The sequence below is a fragment of the Nitrosomonas sp. Is24 genome, from assembly GCF_033063335.1.
Lineage (GTDB): Bacteria > Pseudomonadota > Gammaproteobacteria > Burkholderiales > Nitrosomonadaceae > Nitrosomonas.
Genome location: NZ_JAWJZG010000001.1, coordinates 2297406 through 2318720, shown reverse-complemented (window position 1 = coordinate 2318720; position 21315 = coordinate 2297406). Strand labels below are relative to the sequence as shown.

Below are 21315 nucleotides of genomic sequence, written 5' to 3'. Positions count from 1 at the left end.
CAAGCCGGTTTGCGAGAAATCAACTGATAAAGTAATTGCGCATCATGCCCATGTCTTCGTGCTCCAGGTTATGGCAGTGATAAAGAAATAAGCCGCTATAGTCCTTGAAGGGTTTAATGATTTCCACTTCTTCGCCCGGCATGACCAAGACAGTGTCTTTCCAGCCGCTGTTAATGAATCCGTCTTTGACCGTATCGTAAGCGCCGCCCTGGTTGTTTTGTTTGCGCGATAGGATCTGAAACTGCTGGCCGTGGATGTGGATAGGGTGCGGCAATGCCATCATCATGCCCATGCCGCCACCTCGGCCGCCGCGCATTCCTCCACCCATTCCCTGGTTATCATGGGATATTTTGATTCTCTGAACGGAGTTAAGCGGAATTTTTTCCAGTTCGGAATAGTTTTGCATCTCGAACGTTTTGCCGTTGAGATTGAATGCCATATGCCGCATGCCGATGGTAATCGGCACAGTGGTGTCCGGATGGGTAACATCCGTGGCAGTCAAGCGGTGCAATGGAATCAATGCGGCCGGTAATGCGGGTGAATCGCTGACTTGTCCGGTGATCCGGAATTTAACGATAGGAAACACGTCATTCTGACCTGAAGCGCCATCCATCATGCCCATCCGGCCCATACCGTGGCGCCCGCCTCCCATGCCTCCTCCCATATGCGCGGCGGATCCCTGGTAAGCCAGATTTTGCAGCGTTAGGTCTGAACCGGGTTTGCGGCCGCTGAAATCGACCCACAGCTCTACCCGCTCGGCGGGGGCGAGCATGATGTAGGGGAAAGTTTCCGGTTTTTCCAGTAACCCGCCATCGGTGCCGATCGCGGTTAACGGTGTGCCGTCATCCCAGCCCAGCTTGTAGATTCTGGAGTTCGATCCATTCAGGATGCGCAAGCGGTACGCCCGTGTTTTAACGGCGATAGGGCTGTCACTTTGGCCATTCACCAGGATCGTGTCGCCCAGAAAGCCGCGCATGCGCTGGTGCATATTGAGCATGTAACGTAATTGATTACCCTGCGAGAAACTGCGATCCTGGATGACCAGCGGAATGTCATATTCACCGCTGGGTAATTCCAGTTTACGCTCGGCTTCATCGGTGATGGTGATCAGTCCGGCCAAGCCCTGATATACCTGAGAAGCCGTTAATTCATGGGTATGTGAATGATACCAATTGGTACCGGCTGGGTTTTTTACCTCAAATTCGTAAACATACTGCTCGCCATGATGGATCGCATACATCGGATGGCCATCCATCACTTGTGGTACATGCATGCCGTGCCAATGGGTAGCGCATGGTTCCGGCAATTGGTTATAAAAGAATATCCGGACTTTCTGACCTCGTTCAAAATTGAGGATCGGTCCCAAATAACCGGGCAATTCCTTGAGCGCGGTTTGAGGTCCTTTGAGTAATTTTCCGGTGTATTTGAAAACATGCGTATGAGCACCCGGCAGGATAGAAACGTCCGCATTCTGAGCGGTTAACGCAATTTCAACGTCGGCTTTGAATGAATGATCGGGCGTTTTGTTAATAACGCGGTTATCGGCCAATGCGAAACCGGGCAGGGTGGCAGCCAGGGTGCCTAAAGCGCTGTATTGCAGGAATTGGCGCCTTTTATAATCAATGTCTGTCATGATAAACCTCTCGTGTGATTAACAATCAGTTTCGAGCGGTTTACATCAAATTGCGGATGATTCCGCTGTCACTATTTCCTGGAATTCAGTGTATCAGCTCAAACGTAATAAGCAACCGGATTTCAGGTGAGTGAAATAATTCTTGTGCAAAAAACAGGAGGATAAAAAGCGGGATGGGAAGTCTAGAATACGACTGGCTTACTTGAGCAGCGCCATCAACATTTGCGGCGATGTATTGGCTTGTGCCAATACCGCAGTGGCGGCCTGCTGCATAATCTGTGTTTTGGTCAGCGTAGTGGTCTCTTGCGCATAGTCGGCATCCTGGATACGTGACCGGCTCGCCACGGTAGACTCGACACTGGTATTGTTGTTGGTAATGACCGATTCCAGCCGGTTCAGCTGTGCACCGATCTTCGATCTTTCTTCATTGACATGATTCAGCGCCAGATCCATCATGTAAGTGGCAAATCCAGCATTGTTAACCAGATCGACACTCTGGATACTCATCGCGGCAGTATTGACCGCTCCGAATGTGACATTCATGGTGTCGGTTTTGTTTGCACCGACCTGCAACTGTTTGTTATTACCGACCGCAGCGGCATTTATATTTTCCCAGATTTCGTTAAATCCGCCGAGCGGATTGGTGCCGCCTCTTGAACTGGTATCGGAAATAACGCTTTTGGCGGTTTGGATTGCGCCTCCATCGGCATTTGAGCCGCCGATCGCACCAGTATCGGTGTCGGTCAGATTCATACCGGCAATGTATGCGGCTCCGTTCGTGACAAAATCGGCATTAAAGGCATCGGCGTTTGCATATAAACCGCCCGTCGCGGCATTAATGGCATCGCTGAGTGTGGCGCTTTGATGCTGGTTTAAGTAAACCATGACATCTTTGATGCCCGAGCCGCCGTTGTCCTTGATCACTTGATGCAAGTAGCGCACGGCGGAGTAGGCTGCGGAGTAATCATCCGAAGTTCCTCCCCAGGCTGCACCGGCTGAGCCGAAAGTTGCTGCTTTAGCCATGACACCGCCGATGCCGACACCGCTGATCGAGGATTGTAAGCGCTCGTCGGCACCATGAATGAATTCCGCAGCGCCTTCCATAAACCATGTTTGATCTCCGGCGGGATCAAACATCGAACCGATATTCATGCTCCGGTACATCACGGCGTGTACCATTTCATGCGCAATAATCCGGTCGTTATAAAATGGCGCATTGCCGCCGTCGGGTAAATTGGGTGGCGTGAAGTCGCTCATATCGATCTGCAATTTGACATTAGCCGCCTTACCCGTATAGCTTCCGGGTACCGAACCTACCACCCGGGCAGCAGTTCCACCCGCGCCATCGGTAAACGTTGTCAGTTCGATATTCATATCGGCGCCATCGGCGGAAATGCCGAAATATTGCTGGATCTTGCTTTCCGCATCTTCCAGCCAGCCATTTTGTAATCCATACATAACAGCCAGTTGATCGGAATTACCGAGAACACTGCTGCCGGAATTATCGAATATTTTGTCGCCGTTAAATGTAGCTGTGGTGGAAACGTTTTCTATTTCCTGAATCAGTTGATTCGCTTCTTCTTGTAATGCTTTCTTGTCGCTGAGACTATTAGTTGAATTCGCTGCTTGTATGGAGAGTTCACGGATACGTTGCAATGCGGAAGTCATCGAGGTCAATGCACCATCGGCGGTTTGCAGCATCGAGACTCCATCGCTGGCATTTCTGGTCGCCTGATTTAAGCCGCGGATTTGCGATGTCATCCGGTCCGAGATGGCGAGGCCCGCCGCGTCATCCCTAGCGCTGTTAATCCGCATACCCGATGACAGCCGTTCCAATAAACGGCCGAGATCGTTTGTAGTTGCGGACAAATACCGCGAACTATTCAGCGCTCCTAGATTGGTATTGATCGATAAACTCATTTTTTATCATGTGGCGTGACAAGTACGCTTTTTTTAACGAAAGCTGGTTAAATTTCTTTAGATACTCGAGTAAATTTTCTTACTGAGTTTATCCCGGCCGGTCGGATGAAATTTCCTGAAGCTATTGTGGTGCGTGGGATAAGGAGGGTTTTTGCAGTGGATATGAAGTTGCTGGCTAAGGTTCGTTACCGGAGTCTTTCAAATCCAGCAGCGGTAACTCCAATCCCTCAATGGCTGGTAGCGCCCGCCCTGCAATGCCTTGCAGATCGCCATACATGCCCACGGTGGATTCAATGACACCCTGAATTTGCATTTCCCGCTTGGCCCAGAGCCGCGTCATGGCTTTGCGTTCTCTGTCGAGATCAGCTTGCATGTCAGAGAATTTCTCGACAATGGCTTCGATGCGATGTTTGAATCTTGGTCCGGTCAAATACTGATAGACCAATTCCATTTTGGTTTCTTGTCCTTCCTGGGTTTGCCGTGTGCTGGCGATTTCGATCAGGGATTGACGCAGAGCGATGACAAGCGGCAGCGCCAGACGAGGCTCGGTAATCCAGACTCCATCGATCTGACCGAATGTTTCAATGTCTTTCGGTAACGTGCTGGATACCAGCACCGCTATTTCCGCTTTCGCGCTGCGTTGATCGCCGCGTAGTTTTGCCAGCCAACCGTCACTCCAATTCTTGGTTCTTTTGGATTCCCACAAAATCGCACCGCACCATTGTCCCAATGGCCCCATGACTCTCTGTAGCACATCGCCACCGAATTCGCCTTTGGCAACAGGCTCGATACTATCCAGCGGGAATTTGAGCCGCAGTGTGGTTTCCAGTTCGAGTTCCGAAACTTCGCCCTGGAGTTGTTGCGAACCCTGATCGGCTCTGCGCTTTAACTCCTCAATCTGCCGCTGCATTGACGCAATCTGTTCCTCTTTTTCACTGACTTTGAGCCGGAGGCCGTCTTCGGCTTCTTGTTTTGCTTTTTGGCGAACCAGGGTGATCGATTCCTGCACGCGTTTTTCGACGGTTAAATCCAATTCGCGTTTGGCATCGTCCAGTTCACGCTGTTTCCGGATCAAATCGGCCTGCGCTTTCTGCGCTTCTTCCAGTTTGCTGTTGCGTTGCTGGAGAATTTCCTGCAATTCGGTCAGTTCTTTTGATTTCGCTTCCAAGTCGATTGCCATTGCCAATTTTGCTTTTTTGGCTTCTTCGGCGGCGATCAGTGTGCGTTCCGCCTTCAATTTGCTGGCGACTTGCTCATCAATGGTTTTCTGCGCGTCTTCCAGTGATCTCTGCTGGGCTTTGAGTGTGGCTTCGCGCTTGGAAACATCCGCTTCTTTTTGCGCCAATTTCGATTCGTATTCTTGCCGCGTTGCTTGTATCAGCGGGGCGGCGAGCGATTCGGTCAGTTTGATTTCCGTTGCGCAATTGGGGCAATGAATGGTGGGTTCGCTCATGGTGATTCCTTCGTAATCAGAATATCGGGAATTTTATTGGGTACGGAATCATATCAGCTGGAGAATTCTTATTGCGTGACAAGCTAATTTTATTGCTCATAAGCTGATATAGCAGTTCAGGAGTGCGTCAGTCACACCCGGAATGAACGGGCCAATACCACTCAATAATCTATCATTTTTGCCGCTACCAAGTGGTATTACAACTATAAAGAAACAAAGCATTATGGCCATCGATACAGCACATTTAAAAATTCTGATTTGTGATGATTCCGTTACTAATATATTGATATTGAGTAAGTTATTGGAATCGGAAGGGTGCTATCATCATACGAGTTTGACGGATCCCACGCGGGTTTTGCCTGCCATGCAGGAGAATAATTACGATTTGTTATTGCTTGACATTGAAATGCCAAAAATAGATGGATTCGAGGTCATGCGGCAAATCAATGCGTCGCCGGTCAGCGAGCAACTCGTGCCCATTCTGGTATTAACCGGAAAACAGGGTAACGAGACCCGGAATAAAGCATTGTTGCTGGGTGCGCAGGATTTTGTGAATAAACCATTCGACCAAACGGAAGTAATTTTGCGCGTAAAGAATTTACTACGGGTAAGGGCCGCTTATTTAGCAAAGCAAGATATTGCAAAAGAACTGGAGAAAAAAGTAAAAGAGCGCACTTCAGAGCTGGATAAAGCCACGGATACATTAATCAATATCATGGCCAGAGTCAGTGAAATGCGTGATAACGATACCGGAAAGCATGTCATACGCGTGGGTAAATATGCGCGTATTCTCTCGGAAGCATTGGGTCTGCCCGCGCATATTTGTTATCTGATTGAAAAAGCCGCGCCTTTGCACGATATAGGCAAAATTGGTATCCCTGACCATATTTTGCTGAAACAAGGGAAGCTTACCGATATGGAATGGGAGAGAATGCGTAATCATGCGCAAATGGGTGCCGATTTGCTGGCCAGTCACGGATCCTTGATGGTGCAATTGGCAGCGAGTATTGCACTGTCGCATCATGAGCATTGGGATGGGAGCGGTTATCCCAAACAACTGAAAGCAGCGTCGATTCCTATTGAAGGCCGCATTACAGCGATCAGCGATGTATTTGATGCGCTCACGTCACAAAGGCCTTACAAAGAAGCGTGGCCGGTGCGGAAAGCAATCGAATATATCGAGAGTAAAGCGGGAACGCATTTTGATCCTCAATTAGTGGAATTATTTATTGAGAATATCGATAAAATTATCGCGATACGGGAGCAATACAAAGATTTAACCGAGGACTCAATCCAGCAACAAATAACTTCCCGGTTAACTGCCGTAAGCAATTAAAGTGGCGCGTTGGCGGTTAATTTAAACGCGCGGGTTTCAATTCAGCAGCAAAGTATATCCCAGCCCCACAGTGGCGCAGGTGCAGATCACCGTAACAATTCCCACTTTATAGTTGAATAAAGCGATAAATGCGCAGGCTCCGATCAAAGCGGAGAACCATTCAAATCCGGCATCAAATCCTTGCGGCCACAGGACATGGTAAGCAAAGAATATCGCTAAGTTGACAATAACCCCGACAACCGCAGCCGTGATGCCGGTCAACGGCGCGGTAAATTTGAGGTCGTGACGGGTTGCTTCCACCGCAGGGCCACCCAAAAGAATAAAAAGAAAAGACGGTAAAAATGTGAATAACGTCGCAATAGCGGCGCCGCAAATTCCCGCTAACATCAGTAAATCTGGTCCGAACAGCACTTTGGTCCAGCCGCCGACAAAACCGACAAACGCGACGATCATGATCAACGGGCCGGGTGTGGTTTCACCCAGTGCCAGTCCATCGATCATTTGTGCCGGATTCAACCACGCGTAATGCTCGACACCACCTTGATAAACATAAGGCAGCACCGCGTAAGCGCCGCCAAATGTCATGAGCGCTGCTTTGGTGAAAAACCAGCCCATTTGTGTCAGCGTGCCATCCCAGCCATACTGCATGGCGAGCAATAGCATGACACCGCTCCAGATGAACAGTCCGATTACGATAAGCAGTATGAACTGGCTCCACCGGAATAGGGCGTGTTCCGGAATAGGGGTGTCATCATCGATCAAAGCCGGGCCATAGGTATTTTTTGATTTTTCGTGATGTCCGCCTGCTCTGAATTTGTCCGGTGCAAAGTGCGATCCGATGTATCCGATCAAGCCCGCTATTAGCACAATATAGGGGAAGGGAATGTTGAATGAAAAGATGGCGATGAATGCCGCGAACGAAATAGCGCGCAGCAGATTGTTTCTCAACGCTCTCGAACCGATCCGGTAAGCCGCAAAAAGCACAATTGCCGTAACCGCGGGTTTGATGCCATACAAAATACCCGCGACAGCCGGTATTTCACTATAAACCAGGTAGATCCACGTCAGAATGATCAGAATCAAAAGCGACGGCAGTACAAACAGCGCGCCGGCCATAATACCGCCCCAGGTGCCGTGCATTAGCCAACCGATGTAGGTGGCTAGTTGCTGGGCTTCCGGGCCGGGCAGCACCATGGTGTAATTCAGCGCATGCAAGAAACGTTGCTCGGAAATCCAGCGCCGTCTCTCGACCAATTCCTGGTGCATCATGCTGATCTGCCCAGCCGGTCCGCCAAAACTGATAAAACCCAGTTTCAGCCAATAGAGAAATGCTTCCAGGAAAGATACCGGTTCCGGCCGGGTTACGGTTTGTTGTTCTTCAGGTGGCATAGTGGACGAATAAGAAGGTTGGAACGGAGGTGAAAGTTATTGCTCAGCGGTTTTCCAGGGTTGACTGCCTTCGGCAGCTTTTTGCAGTATCAAATTCCGCTCATGCTCCGGCAGCTTGCTTAGTTTTGTAACCGTATCGAAGAATCTTTCCATATCCCGGTCATGCTGTCTCAGAATTCCCTGGAATGCCGGTAGCAATTGCGTATAAATCGAAACCGTTGCCAGCAAGGCATTATTTAACGATTGCGAAAACCACCGGTCGTAACTGCTGAGATCGTTTCTTCCGGCTTTCAGGTGCAAGAACTCGGCGCGTAATTCGTCGAAGATATGCGCTTTGCGTGTCCGTTTTTCAGTGTCACTCAAGTCCGACTGAAAGAGTTCTTGCAAGCGTTTACGATGTTTGAGTACCAAACCGGTAAAGATGGTTTCTCTTTCCTGCCGCGCGGCTAAAGCAATTTGTTCCGTAGCTGTGCCGCTGCGTTCAAACCAGCGCTTGATGCCTTCATGTTCCACCGCAGTGGCAAAGGATTCATTGAAAACGGTGTCGCCGGATACATACATGACCTGATGCGCCAGTTCGTGAAAAATCAAACGCGCCAGATCCATCTCCGAGTAACCGATAAATGTGTTCAAGATCGGATCGCTGAACCAGCCTAATGTGGAATAAGCACGGATTCCGCCAACATGGACGTCATAGCCTTCCTTGCGGAGTTCTTCCGCGTAGCGCTCGGCGCTTTCTTGCGAGAAAAAACCGCGATAGTTAACGCAACCAACCTGAATAAAACACCATTCTTTCAGTTTGGCGGAGAGCTCGGGGGCTGCAAAAACATTCCATACTACGAAAGGACGCTCTAAATCGGCATAACTGGTATAGCTCAGATTATCCGGCAACTTTAATTCGCGGCTGGCGAACTCACGCAACTGCACCACCTTGGTGAGTGAATGTTTCAACTTCGGATCAATATCCGGGTTTGCAATCACTTTGCTGATCGGCTGCGAACGGTGTATGACGCCGAAATGTCCGTCGACGGCCTGCGCGTAATAAGGAAGATTAGTGCAAGCGCTAAGCCAGATGATCAGACTTATGATCGCGGCAAATAATAAGGTGCGTGGAACGCGTGCTAACACTTCGATTCCTGGCGGGATAATAGAGCTTGGGTAAACACCGCGGTTGTATGTGCTGTCATCATGTTCATTGGATTCAGCCCGATAAATGAGATAGATCAAACCTAGATTGAATTGTGTGCTATTTCAGTTGTGAAGTCATCAGATTCTAATTTCTCCGGTTAATTCCATCGCAATTTTTAAGCATCTGCTATCGGTACTCTCTATTTTTCTCCGGTGCTGCCGATAATAAGCATCTGGATTAAAAAGGAAAGAGGGTGCTCATGATGAATTTAGGCCGTGCTTGCAAAAGATTTTCTCACGCCATGCTGGCATGCCAGCGTAAAAGACCATTATGGCATCGATTTATTCCATTTTTAAATCCGCTTAATTTTTTTTCTCGACATGGTTTTGTGTATGCAAGCCGGATCTGAGTTCTTTCTCATTTTAGGTGTTACCTCCGAGGGGCCGCCATTTCGCCCCAGTGATTGGGCGGAGCGGCTGTGTGGCGCATTGGCCAGCTACGATAACCGGGGGCGGTGGGTGTATTCGAATTATGCCCAGCCGGTCATATGCCAAGGCAAGATAGGCGTGCGAGTGGAAAAGATACTGCAAGACATCGATCCGGCCACTTATCAATTTATCATGGCATTTGCATCCAGTAATCGTTTAAAAATAGAACTGGAAGAAGAAGTAATAATCCATCCACAGGAATCCATTGTAGTGCAGGAGATTGTTGTGCCTGTGCGGAAACTGACATTTGCAATGTGATGGTATCGAAGGAAAATCGATTCCGGTTAATTCCGGGTTCTAAGTAGTTAAGACAGATTGCTTCCTGCTTCCTTACAAAGACTTAAGATATTCCAGCAGATCCAGCCGTTGCTCCTTGCTTAACGCAGGCAGCAGTGTTCCATCCGGTAGCGGTGTGCGGCCGGCAGCATATTCATGGCCGCTGTTGTGATTACCCCAAATGCTGGTACGGAACAAAAAACCGTCATAACCCGCCGATTTGAATCCTACTTTGTCCGGGTCAAATTCGCGCGATCCGACCATGAACTCATCTGGGCGGTATTCTCCCTCTACCGGATCATCCGGTCTTCTTTTTGGCAGCAGCAGATCGTACAGTGTCGGTACCGAGCCGTTGTGCAAGTAAGGGGCAGTTGCCCAAATGCCATTCAGCGGGCGGGCTTTATACGCCATTGCCGAAGCAAAAGGTCGCACGGTGGTGTCGGGTGTGTAGTGACCGTTTTTCAGGGAAGACTGCACTTCGTTGTCAAAGAAAGTGTAGGCAAAATCAAATGATCGCTCAATCCATCGCCGTGCGAACCATTTATCGCGATCGGGGGTTGTCACTACGTTGCGGGTTGCGGCGGTGAGCAACGCGACCACGGGTGCTTGTTGTTGCAGCAATATATTTCCCGTGCCGACACTGACGTATTGATTGCGCAAGATACCGCTATAGCCGGTAAACGCAATGGCGTTTTCCGCCATTTTAGAATCGGTTCCGACCAAAGACACATCGATCATTTGAGCGACAACGCGGCGATCGGGGGCGGCACGGTCAATTTGGCTGTGACAAGCGGAACAATAGTGTAAAAATAATTCGGCGCCTCGGGTCATTCGTGAGGTATCGATTTTAGGCAGGATGTGCTCCGGCCATTGCGGTGACTTTAATTTGCGCAAATGATTCTCCACCCGGCGCAAATTGCGGATATCAATGGAAGATTGAAAATCGATATGTTTGGAGCCGAATCCCTGCCCGCCTAATACCGAGGATAAGGTAAAGCCGTCTTTTTCCTGCCAATCGAGTGTGCCGAATACGCCGATCAATTGACCGGCATTGCGCGCCATCGGTCCCAATCCGCTGTTGTCGACCCGGCCATTCCATTGAATATAATCGTGTTGCGGTACATCCCACAGAAACGGATAACTGACCGGCGCATCGGCCGGATTATAGATTTTATTGCGCAATTGAATGCTTTGCTTACCGGTCAGGTGTATCTGGGTCCGTTCGACAATATGGTCGCGATTACTGCTGCTGAGAACAGGTTCGATGTCTGTCATTACTTGCGTCAGCTCTTCCGGGGAAAGTAACCCGGCAAGCAATTCACGCATTTGCTGTGCACTCATAAGGTGTTCAAGCACACGGTTGTAGATGCGTCCGAATGCATCCAGCCGGGCATAGCCGTATCGTGTCAATGGGCGTTGAGTATCGCGTGGGCTGTTGACGATGGTGTAGGTTTTGATGCGCTGCGCATATTGCCTGAGATCAGCTTGGATATCGTTCGTATTATTGTAATGACCTTGTTGCAATACATTCGCTACAAAGCGTTGCAATTTTCCCGGATTTTTCAGAGTGGCATACAAAGCTTCAGCCAGATCGATCATGAATGTTTCCATATCGGAATATGCCGGGCCGCCGTCAATGCGGATTCCGGTACCCTGGTAATTGATCTGGGTCGTGTGACAGGCTGCGCAAGTAAACCCCATGTATGCTTTGCCTTGATATTCATCCCGCACCATCCCGGCAGGTAAACCATCGGGATTGCTGCTGGTTTGGCGCTGCGGCAGATAGCCGTAGCGATCCATGTTTTCATCCGCGCGGAACAAAGCGGGCGAACCGGATTGCTCCAATACCAGGAAGAAACTGTACGGTAACAAATTGGAGCCTTGCGTTGCAGTATAGAACCATAGACTATCCGCAGCAGACCAGCCTTGATCAAGATAGACAATCCGGGAAAACTGGCTGCCAAATTTATCGATGCCGCTTATGGGAGCGCCACGATTGGAATCATTGTCACGAAGCTCGTATAGCCGCCAAGATAAGCCGGTTACAAGCCAGGTAATGGCTAATAAGCTGGAAATCAGCAATAAAATTTTTATGCGGGATAAATAACGACTAAATGGTCTGGGATACATTGGGATAAATGTCATCGTTCAGCAATTATTCAGGATTCTTTTGCTTAAATACCCGGTAACTGACAATCAATAGTCCTTAACTCATTAATGGTTGTAAAAATAACAAGAAGAAATTCATTATCCCTGTTATTGAGAGTACTAAGTCTTAAATTTCATATATGATTGGCAGTTAATTTTATGTGAAGAATATGTGAAAAACATAATGTTGTTGTAATAATTGAAAGGAACTTATGCAGATTTCACCGTCTTTTTATTTCGTGTTAAGTATATTCTTAGCCATCTCACCGCTGCCTGCATTAGGACAATCAAAAGCCAAGCTTACAATAGAAGAAATACAACGCATAGGATTGGAAGCCAATGGTCTCGTCCAAGCCGCGCGTTCGCAGGTCAATATGGCCAAAGCTGGGGTAGTCGCCGCATCAGCATTCCTGAATCCGGAAGTAACCGTAACCGCCGGGCCTGATAGCAATCGCTATCCACTTACTGTTACTGGGCCCACTTCCATGCAACGTTCATTAACGGTCAATCAGCCGATCGAGAATCCTTTTATGCGGAGTGCTCGCATCGATGCTTCGGAAGCCGGGGTGGACGCAAGCCGTGCAAGCTTAGATCAAGTGCGTGCCGATTTGGCGGCGCAGCTGCGTGTAAGAGCCTATGAACTGATGCTACGCCTGGAGCAAGCAACGATCGAGCAGGGTATTTACGACTTATTGGAAAATTTGCGGAATCGAATTGCCGCCAATGTGCAAAGAGGTGAAATAGCGCGATTTGAATTGATTCGTGCTGAGACTGAATTGCAAAGCGCGGCAAATCGGGCGCAGGCAGCACACCTGACTGCACAGCGCGCCCGGGTGATGTTGCTGCAATTGACAGCCGGCGCCATTCCAATTGATTTTGAGATTAGCGGCTCATTGAAAGATCCAGTCCTGTTACCACCGTTAACAGAATTGCGTGAACAAGTACCCAAGGTTAATCCGGAAGTAGTGCGGCTGCAGGCGGAACAGGAACGCGCCAATCATCGCATCTCTCAGGAAAAAGCTTCAGTACTGCCGCAGATCAGTGTGTTGTACACCAATTATCAAGACGCGCAATTCACATCCAATATTGCTGGTGCAAGCGTCAGAATTCCGATCTGGTATCGCCGTCGTGGTGAAATCGATACTGCTATTTATGACTCCGCGCGCATACGGGAGACGCTTGAGTTTCGCCGCTATGAGATCAGCCAGCTATTTGAAGCAGCCTGGCAAGCTTTACAGATTGCACAACGGCGCGTGGATTTATTTGAAGGTGGTTTGATCAAGGAAGCGGAAAATGTGGTGCAAGTCGCGCAAACCGCCTATCGGTTCGGTGAACGCGGGTTAATCGAATTTTTGGATTCGCAACGTATTCTCCGGGGAATCTTGAGCGATTCCATGCAGGCACGTTTTGAGCTACAAACCGCTGCAGCTGAAATTGACCGTCTACGCGCTCATTATCCCAAGGAGTTAGTCCCAGAATGAATTTCAAAATAATTTTTACCGGTTTTACAGTCGCTGTAACTTTACTGCTAACAGGATGTGATAAAAGCGAACCCACTGACTCCGCTGACAAAGCGCAACAAAAACCGGCTGAAGAACGAGACTTCAACAGTATTACTGCTCGTCCGGAAGTATTGAGCCGATTGCAAATCGGACAGCCATTCCTGGTTGATCTGGCGGATAAAATCCAAGTACCGAGCCGGGTTCAGGTCGATGAAGAAAGAACCGCACAAATCGGTTCTTACGTCACGGGGCGTGTCACTGATCTGTTTGTCATTCTGGGTGATTACGTCAAGGTGGGACAGAAACTAGTACGCATTACCAGTCCTGATTTAACTAATTCTCAACTGGCTTATTTGCGTGCGTTATCGCGCGTGGTGGTCACTACCAAATCGCTTGAGCGCGCAAACCATTTACTGACTGCTGACGCCATACCGCTGGCTGAAGTGGAACGGCGGCAATCCGAGCTGGAAATTGCGCAAGCCGAACTTGGCGCAGCTGCTGATCAACTCAGATTATTTGGCATGGGCGATGCGGAATTCAAGGAACTCAAAAAACGAGGGAAGATACTGCCCTGGCTGGATATAAAATCTACCCGGGAAGGTTATGTAATCGCACGTAATGTCATTGTAGGTCAAATAGTACAACCTGCCGATCCGCTGTTTCAGATTGCCGATCTTTCTCACGTTTGGGTGGTTGGCGATGTGCCCGAACAAATCGCTCGTGACGTCGAATTGGAACAGCATGTTGAAATCAATGTGCCTGCATTGGGATCGCATCTTCTGGATGGCGTGATCATTTTTGTTTCGGATACCGTCAATCGCTTAACACGAACGGTGATGACGCGTGTCATGGTGGAAAACCCTGAACGTAAACTGAAGCCGGATATGCTGGCAAATATGCACATCACGGATCCGCAACACAAAGTACTGGTTGTTCCTGAATCGGCCGTGGTTCGAGAGTTGAATCAGGATTATGTCTTCACCGCAATCAGCGACAACCATTTTCAACGCGTGCCGGTTGAACTGGATAAGGAAGTGGCGACTTTACGCCCCGTGCTAAAAGGACTGACGATCGATCAACGAATTGTGACTGCCGGTGCATTTCATTTAGACAGCGAGCGCAAGCTTGCAGAATTGGAGTAGCCGGTTATGACCGCGATCGTTCGTGCAATGCTTAACCAGCGTTTGCTGGTGTTGATTATCGGGTTGATATTGTGTGCTGCCGGTGTTGGAGCGATTAAAACACTGACTGTGGATGCATTTCCGGATGTGACCAATATTCAAGTGCAAGTCGCTACGGTAGCAATTGGCCGTAGCCCCGAAGAAATGGAACGCTTGGTGACCGTGCCGGTGGAAATTGCCATGACCGGCTTGCCGGGATTGGTTGAAATGCGCTCGATGAACAAGAGTGGATTATCGTTAATCACGCTGGTATTCACCGATCAGACCGATGTGTTTTTTGCGCGCCAATTAGTGATGGAACGCATTATCGATGTCACGCCGCGTCTGATACCCGGCATCACGCCGGTGCTTGGGCCGGTTTCTACCGGTCTGGGTGAAGTCTATCAATATACGATTGAACACCCGGATGACGGAAAACGCGAATTGACTGTCGAAGAGCTGATGGAGCGGCGTACCATTCAAGATTGGGTGGTGCGTCCGATGCTACGTTCAATCCGAGGTGTCGCGGAGGTTAATTCGATCGGAGGGCATGTCAAGGAATATCAAGTGTACGCCGATCCGAATAAGCTGCGGCATTATGATTTAACGCTGACCGAAGTGGATCGGGCCTTGGCGAGTAATAATGCCAACGCCAGCGGCAACATATTGGCGCTGCAATACGAACAATATTTGATTCGTGGCGTGGGTCTGATTTCTAGTTTGGATGATATCCGCAATATCGTGCTCAGGGAAATGGATGGCGTACCGGTTTATGTGCGCGATGTTGCGCATGTGACTTTTGGCGGGGAAGTGCGTCAGGGGGCCAGTATTAAGAACGGCGATACCGAGTCGGTCGCCGGTATCGTGATGATGCTGCGCGGCGGTAATGCCAAGGAAATCGTTGGACGGATCAAGGAAAAAGTCACAGAAATTAATGAACGTGGAATCCTGTCTGGCGGCTTGCAAATTGTACCGTTTTACGATCGCACCGATCTGGTCGATGCGGCATTAGGAACGGTGCAAAGCACCCTGATAGAATCCTTGATTCTGGTTATTGTGGTGTTATCGCTTTTTCTCGGTACCGTGCGCACCAGTTTTGTCGTGTGTTTCACGCTGATTATCACACCGCTGATTACTTTCTTGGTGATGAATCATTACGGTATGCCTGCCAATTTAATGTCACTCGGCGGATTGACCATTGCGCTCGGTATGATGGTCGATCCGACGGTGGTCGTGGTTGAGAATATTTATCAGCGACTGGGAGAAGCCAAAGACACCGGAAAATCCAAATTCAATGTAATCGTGGATGCGACGGCTGAGGTGGGTACGCCGGTTATTTTCGGCTTAATCGTAACAGTGCTGGTATTTCTGCCGTTGATGACGCTTGAAGGCATGGAAGGAAAAACCTTCAGTCCATTGGCGGTGACAATTTCGATTTCGTTGTTTATTGCATTGATTGTGTCGCTATTGTTGTCTCCCGTGCTTTGTGATTACTTGCTAAAAGGCGGTAGTGAGGAAGACACCAAGATCATCGCCGTGATGAAAAATGCCTATCTGTACGTTTACGATTTGGCCAACCGCAATCAGAAGAAAACCATGATCATCGCAATTTCCGCACTGATGGCGGCCTTTGCGCTGTTTCCGTTACTCGGCAAATCGTTTATTCCGATCATGAAGGAAGGCGCGGTAACACCGGTAATTATTCGCGCGCCGTCGATTTCTTTGGACGAAGCCATCAAAATTGAAACGGAGGCCATGAAAGCGATTGCCGCGATCCCCGGTGTTAAATCGGTCGTTTCCAAACTGGGTCGCGGCGATACCCCTGCCGATCCGGCCTCGCAAAACGAATCCGATCCGATTGCCGATCTCGATCTGGTTGGATCGGGCCGCACCCAGGCGGAAATCGAGGAGGATATCCGTAAAGCGCTGACTGTGCTGCCGGGCGTCAATATCGTGATTTCGCAGCCCATTGCGCAACGGGTGGATGAGATGGTCACCGGGGTGCGCTCGCAAGTTGCGGTCAAAATTTTTGGCGATGACCTGGAAGAATTACGTAAATTGTCCGAACAAGTCGCGCGTATCGTCAAATCTACCCGCGGTGCCCGTGATATCCGTATTGAGCGCTTGTCGGGGCAGCAGGAATTGACTATCAATATCGATCGTCGTGCAATCGCCCGTCATGGCCTGAATGTATCGGATGTCAATGAAATGATTGCCACCGCCGTGGGCGGCAAAGCGGTCACGCAGGTTTTCGAGGGAGAACGGCGTTTTACATTGTTGCTGAGATTCCCGGAAGAGTTCCGCCATGATGTGGAAGCTATCAAGGAATTGCTGCTCAGACCGGCTATTGATGGCGCACGAGCTGGAATGGGAGCCGGCGGCATGCTGGTGCCGCTTAGTGCGGTAGCGGAAATTAAAGTAATCGATGGCCCGGCGATTATCTCGCGCGAGTTTGCTAAACGCCGTGTGGTTGTCGGTGCCAATGTGCATGAGCGCGACCTGGGTGGTTTTGTTGCCGAACTCCAGCAGCGGGCTGCCAAAGAAATTAAATTACCGCCAGGCTATTATTTTGCCTGGGGCGGGCAGTTTGAAAACATGGAACGTGCGATGGCGAAATTAGCGGTCATTGTACCGATAACGCTAGCCGCAATTTTCTTCCTGCTGTTCATGCTGTTTAACTCGGTCAAAATGGCTATACTCATTTATCTGGTGCTGCCGTTTGCATCGGTCGGCGGAATAGTCGGGCTATTTGTAACCGGTCAATACTTATCGGTACCGGCATCGGTAGGTTTTATTGCGGTGTGGGGGACTTCCATTTTGAACGGTGTGGTGCTGATTTCTTTTCTGCGCGAGTTGCGCGAGAAAGGTTTCGGCGTGCAAGAAGCCGCGAGGAAAGCCTGTGCGCAACGCTTTCGCCCCGTCATGATGACAGCCGCTACAACGGTGCTCGGTTTGGCACCCTTTCTGACAGCAACAGGGTTGGGTTCCGAAGTGCAAAAGCCGCTCGCAATCGTAGTCATTTTCGGGTTAATGACCGCGACGGTAATGACGATGGTGGTCATGCCGATGATTTATCGCTGGTTTGACGATATGCCGGATAAGAAAGATGAACCGGAACCGCTACCGCTACCGCTACCTTTAGCGGAGACTTTGCAAAGCCCGGCCAAAGAAGCTTAATGTTCTATTGATAAACAGCGCTGCAAGGTGGTTTGCAGCGCTGTTTTTATTTATAGTACGCGAAACGCAATGATAGTTACTATGGTTGGCGGCAGTGCGGCGATTAATAAGCCCAGTGGATGAATGGACTGTTCATGAAATTTGCCTTTTAGAATCGCAAAGCCTGCCGGATTCGGCGCATTGGCAATAACTGTCAATCCGCCACCGGTTACCGCACCGGCAACCAAAGCTATTTTGAACTCCTCACTGAGTCCTTCAACCAGCGAACCCAGATAAGTGAGCGCGGCATTATCCGTAACGGCAGTTAATACCGTGGCGCCAAAAAAGACCGCAGTATCATCCATTTTCAGTAACAATGGTTGCAACCACCACTGTTGTTGCCCGCCCAATACCACCAATCCTCCCAGAAAGAAGGCAACCAGCAGCGCCTCACGTAAAATCAATGGATTTTGATATTGCTGATAGGCGGCAGTAAATCCCAGGAAGAACAGAAAAATGCCCATAAATGCCGCAGGATGGTGCGCGAACAATACAACCAGTGCAAGAAAAATGATATGTATCAATACCACCGGTAAAGGTGTTTGCGATGCTGCGACTGTGTCCTTCTGACTGACATGTCCGAGTTCGTGGCGGAATAACCAGGTTACCGCAAACGCATTGACAGCAACGGCCAATGCCGCTTTCCAGCCGAAAGTTGTCATCATGAACCAAATATCCCAGTTCCATTTTCCGGCCACCATCAATACCGGGGGTGCGGCAAAGGGTGTTAATGTGCCGCCTATTGAGATATTGACAAATAACACACCGACCGTGGCATATTTCAAGCGAGTCGATATTTCTTTGCTGAATAACGTGTCGCGTAGCATCAACGCTGCCAGAGTCATGGCAGCAGGCTCAGTAATGAATGAACCGAGCAGCGGGACAAAGGCCAGCAATAGAAAGTACATTGCTGTACCGGTATTTACCGGCAAAACAATGGCCGCGCTTCGAACAGAGGCCGCCGCGAAATCCAGAATCGGACGTGTTCCGGCAATTACCATGATGACGAATACAAACATGGGTTCAGTGAAATCACGGGATTCGAGGTAGGTTATCGCTTCATGCTTTCCGCTTGCAGTGAATATAAACAGGATCAAGACCATCGCCCAGAAACCGAACACCACCTCCACTTCACCCAATAAATGCCAGATACCTGCGTGGCGTGGCTGGCTATGTGCCAGATGTTCAAAGAATTTGGTTGAGAAGGTGTGCATGATCGCCAAAGCGAATAACGCTGCGGCGATGAGTTGTATAGTAGTTGGATTCATCGTAATGATTATAAATAGTCAGGTATACCGTGAAGATAACATGCTTTTGTTACAGCATAATCAAACTTTTTATAACCTGTAAAAATGCCGGATACTTTTTGGGCTATAGAGTCTGTTGGAAATGAATGGGTTATGAGTACGAACTTTTTTCGTATCGTGGAGAAGGGGTATAATCTGCAATTTTCATAGATTGTAATTTACTATAGCTCCCTTTGGCATAATGAGGTCACTCTGTGTTCAATCCGCCTGCTATTTATTTATCCCATTCTTAACCGTCAGAACGAGCGTTTCATGAAGAACCTATCAACGCTGCTAGTCATGATGCTCATATCAGTTTTCTGGTGTCTGACGGCAAATGCTGAAATCAATGTGGCGGCGGAGTACAAGGAAGCGATCGGTCAGCATACCCGGGTTTATCAGGATGAAGATACTCGTTGGGGCATGCAGGATGCCCTGGCAGCGTATCGAGATGGCCGGTTCGCACAGTCCGGCGATTCCGTCATCAATTTTGGGATCGGTGCAAAACCGGTATGGCTGGCATTTAACGTCAGAAACGATGGACATAACGCAGTGCGCCGGAATCTTTTGCTGGAAACCTCTTGGCTGGATAAAGTCGATATTTATTTTTTGCGGCAGGATGAGCTGACCGGCAGCTATCATACGGGAGACAGTTTACTATTTGCCCAGCGTCCGCTGGATCACCGTTTTTTTGTCGCCGGTCATGATTTCAGCACCGGTGAGACGACCGTGTTGATCCGGGTGGAATCCGATGATGACATGGTTTTGCCGCTTTACTTCATCAGCAACGAGGCGTTGGCGGATAGAAATCAATGGCAAGCGTACAGCTATGGCTTCATGTACGGCGTGATTTTGGCTTTGGTTGCTTACAATGTGATGCTTTATGTTGGATTGCGTACCAGCCCCTATCTGTTTTATTCGCTGTATCTGCTGTTCTTTCTGCTGTTGAACACCGCTTATACCGGTCATGGTTATCAATGGTTGTGGCCGGAATCGCCGCAATGGCAGAAATGGGCCAATCCGTTATTGATCATGGCCTGCACGGTAAGCGGATTTGCATTCGCGTTGCAATTTCTCAATATCAAAACCGCTTGGCCCCGTGTATATCGCTTTGTCATTGCCAGTTCGGCTGTTTTTTGCGTACTCATGTTGTTGGCCATGCTGGCTGGCGAGTTTGTCGTGTCACTGCTGATAGCGCTTGTGTTCATCTTCTTTTTCTATATTTCTTCGATCGTGCTGGGTGTCATTTCACTGCAAGCCGGTAATCAATTCGCCAAGTATTTTCTGCTGGCGTCGATTTTTACGATATGCGGCGGTGCGATTACCGCCAATGCCGTCTGGGGATTGATTCCGTTTAACGAATGGACTTACCGGGCGACCGATATCGGCATGATGATGGATGCCATCTTACTGGCGCTGGCATTGGCCGAACGCTTTAATATCAATCAGAACGAGAAATTACTGGCGGAGAAAATGGCCGGTATCGATTCATTGACCAATCTGAATAACCGGCGGTCTTTTTATAAGTATGTTCAACCAATCTGGGCCATGGGATTGCGCAGCAAGAGCAGTACCTCCGTCATCATGCTGGATATCGACAATTTCAAGTTGCTTAATGACACGTACGGTCATGCCCTGGGGGACCGGGTTTTGGTGCAAATGGCGGAAACATTGCAGAAAGAAGCGCGCAGCGGGGATATCCTGGCGCGTTGGGGAGGCGAAGAGTTTCTGGTTTTTCTGCCGGAAACCCGTTTAGCCGATGCAATTGCCATTGCGGAACGGATGCGTAACAAAATCAACGCGATTCAACTGACAAGTGTCAAAGGTGAAAAGCTTTTATTTACCGCCAGTTTTGGCGTCGCTCATACCTTCGTGACCAATGTATCGCTGGATGAATTGATTTCCCAGGCGGATCAACAGCTTTACCGCGCCAAGAAACAGGGGCGTAATTGCGTGTGCTCGGATCAATCCGATTGAGGAAAAAGGCATTGGGAGGTGAAACGCAATCAGGCTGTTTCACCGCCAATGCCGATGCTCGGCGTGATCGTAGCGCTTACTGCAATTTCTGAGGATCCGCTACGATTTCATCGTCCTCATTCTCGGCATCGAGCTCATCACAGCTTTCTTCCAATTCATCAATCAATCCCACGATCCGGCTATCCGGAATCATGCCATCGGCTAATACGCTGTCATCATCAATATCCGAAGGATCAGCGTTATCCTCATCATCAAACGAAAGTCTTTTCAATGCCACGGCAAACCTCCTTGCGATGTGGGTTGAATACGCAATCATTAGAACATATGGCAGTACAGTGGAAAGGAAGGATTAGAAAGGGTTCTTTGTAACAATTCCGGGCTTTGGAAAGCGCATTCGGAATT

The 21315-nt window shown here is 49.2% G+C and carries 14 protein-coding genes; 6 read left to right on the top strand and 8 right to left on the bottom strand.

The window, feature by feature from the left end; translation table 11 throughout:
* Positions 1-19 precede the first annotated feature (19 nt).
* The 3 genes from R2103_RS10750 to R2103_RS10740 all read right to left on the bottom strand — a co-directional run bounded on the left by R2103_RS10750 (position 20) and on the right by R2103_RS10740 (position 5006).
* Complete coding sequence (locus R2103_RS10750; RefSeq protein ID WP_317531396.1) at positions 20-1633, bottom strand: multicopper oxidase family protein; 1614 nt, start codon at positions 1631-1633, stop codon at positions 20-22.
* Between the two features lie 198 nt (positions 1634-1831).
* Complete coding sequence (locus R2103_RS10745; RefSeq protein WP_317531395.1) at positions 1832-3553, bottom strand: flagellinolysin; 1722 nt, start codon at positions 3551-3553, stop codon at positions 1832-1834.
* 175 nt (positions 3554-3728) lie between these two features.
* Positions 3729-5006, bottom strand: a complete 1278-nt coding sequence (locus R2103_RS10740; RefSeq protein WP_317531394.1) for a DUF2130 domain-containing protein — start codon at positions 5004-5006, stop codon at positions 3729-3731.
* Between the two features lie 142 nt (positions 5007-5148).
* Between R2103_RS10740 and R2103_RS10735 the strand changes: the two genes are divergently transcribed.
* Positions 5149-6342: an HD domain-containing phosphohydrolase gene (locus R2103_RS10735; protein ID WP_317531393.1), complete on the top strand. Its 1194-nt coding sequence runs from the start codon at positions 5149-5151 to the stop codon at positions 6340-6342.
* Between the two features lie 36 nt (positions 6343-6378).
* Here the strand turns inward: R2103_RS10735 and chrA are convergent, their stop codons facing one another.
* Positions 6379-7731, bottom strand: a complete 1353-nt coding sequence (gene chrA, locus R2103_RS10730; RefSeq protein WP_317531392.1) for a chromate efflux transporter — start codon at positions 7729-7731, stop codon at positions 6379-6381.
* Between the two features lie 36 nt (positions 7732-7767).
* A complete protein-coding gene (locus R2103_RS10725; protein ID WP_317531391.1) occupies positions 7768-8859 on the bottom strand; it encodes an aminopeptidase in 1092 nt (363 codons plus the stop codon).
* 393 nt (positions 8860-9252) lie between these two features.
* Between R2103_RS10725 and R2103_RS10720 the strand changes: the two genes are divergently transcribed.
* On the top strand, positions 9253-9606 hold the full coding sequence (locus tag R2103_RS10720) for a DUF3579 domain-containing protein (RefSeq protein WP_317531390.1): 354 nt from the start codon (positions 9253-9255) through the stop codon (positions 9604-9606).
* A 72-nt stretch (positions 9607-9678) separates the two neighbouring features.
* Here R2103_RS10720 and R2103_RS10715 read toward each other — a convergent pair whose 3' ends face one another.
* Entirely contained in the window at positions 9679-11769 is a 2091-nt protein-coding gene (locus tag R2103_RS10715) for a di-heme-cytochrome C peroxidase (RefSeq protein ID WP_317531389.1), read from the bottom strand.
* Between the two features lie 215 nt (positions 11770-11984).
* Between R2103_RS10715 and R2103_RS10710 the strand changes: the two genes are divergently transcribed.
* The 3 genes from R2103_RS10710 to R2103_RS10700 are packed head-to-tail and all read left to right on the top strand — an operon-like array spanning position 11985 to position 17611.
* Positions 11985-13253 carry a TolC family protein gene (locus R2103_RS10710; RefSeq protein WP_317531388.1) on the top strand — a complete coding sequence of 423 codons (1269 nt, stop codon included), beginning with the start codon at positions 11985-11987 and terminating at the stop codon, positions 13251-13253.
* A complete protein-coding gene (locus R2103_RS10705; RefSeq protein WP_317531387.1) occupies positions 13250-14416 on the top strand; it encodes an efflux RND transporter periplasmic adaptor subunit in 1167 nt (388 codons plus the stop codon). Before R2103_RS10710 ends, R2103_RS10705 begins: the two co-directional genes overlap by 4 nt.
* Before the next feature lie 6 nt (positions 14417-14422).
* On the top strand, positions 14423-17611 hold the full coding sequence (locus R2103_RS10700; RefSeq protein ID WP_317531386.1) for a CusA/CzcA family heavy metal efflux RND transporter: 3189 nt from the start codon (positions 14423-14425) through the stop codon (positions 17609-17611).
* A 50-nt stretch (positions 17612-17661) separates the two neighbouring features.
* Here R2103_RS10700 and R2103_RS10695 read toward each other — a convergent pair whose 3' ends face one another.
* Positions 17662-18918 carry a putative Na+/H+ antiporter gene (locus R2103_RS10695; protein ID WP_317531385.1) on the bottom strand — a complete coding sequence of 419 codons (1257 nt, stop codon included), beginning with the start codon at positions 18916-18918 and terminating at the stop codon, positions 17662-17664.
* 291 nt (positions 18919-19209) lie between these two features.
* Between R2103_RS10695 and R2103_RS10690 the strand changes: the two genes are divergently transcribed.
* Positions 19210-20913, top strand: coding sequence for a diguanylate cyclase (locus tag R2103_RS10690; RefSeq protein ID WP_317531384.1), 1704 nt, complete (start codon positions 19210-19212; stop codon positions 20911-20913).
* A gap of 76 nt (positions 20914-20989) precedes the next feature.
* On the opposite strand, the gene R2103_RS10685 is transcribed toward R2103_RS10690, so the two are convergent.
* Positions 20990-21190: a hypothetical protein gene (locus R2103_RS10685; RefSeq protein ID WP_317531383.1), complete on the bottom strand. Its 201-nt coding sequence runs from the start codon at positions 21188-21190 to the stop codon at positions 20990-20992.
* Between the last annotated feature and the right edge of the window lie 125 nt (positions 21191-21315).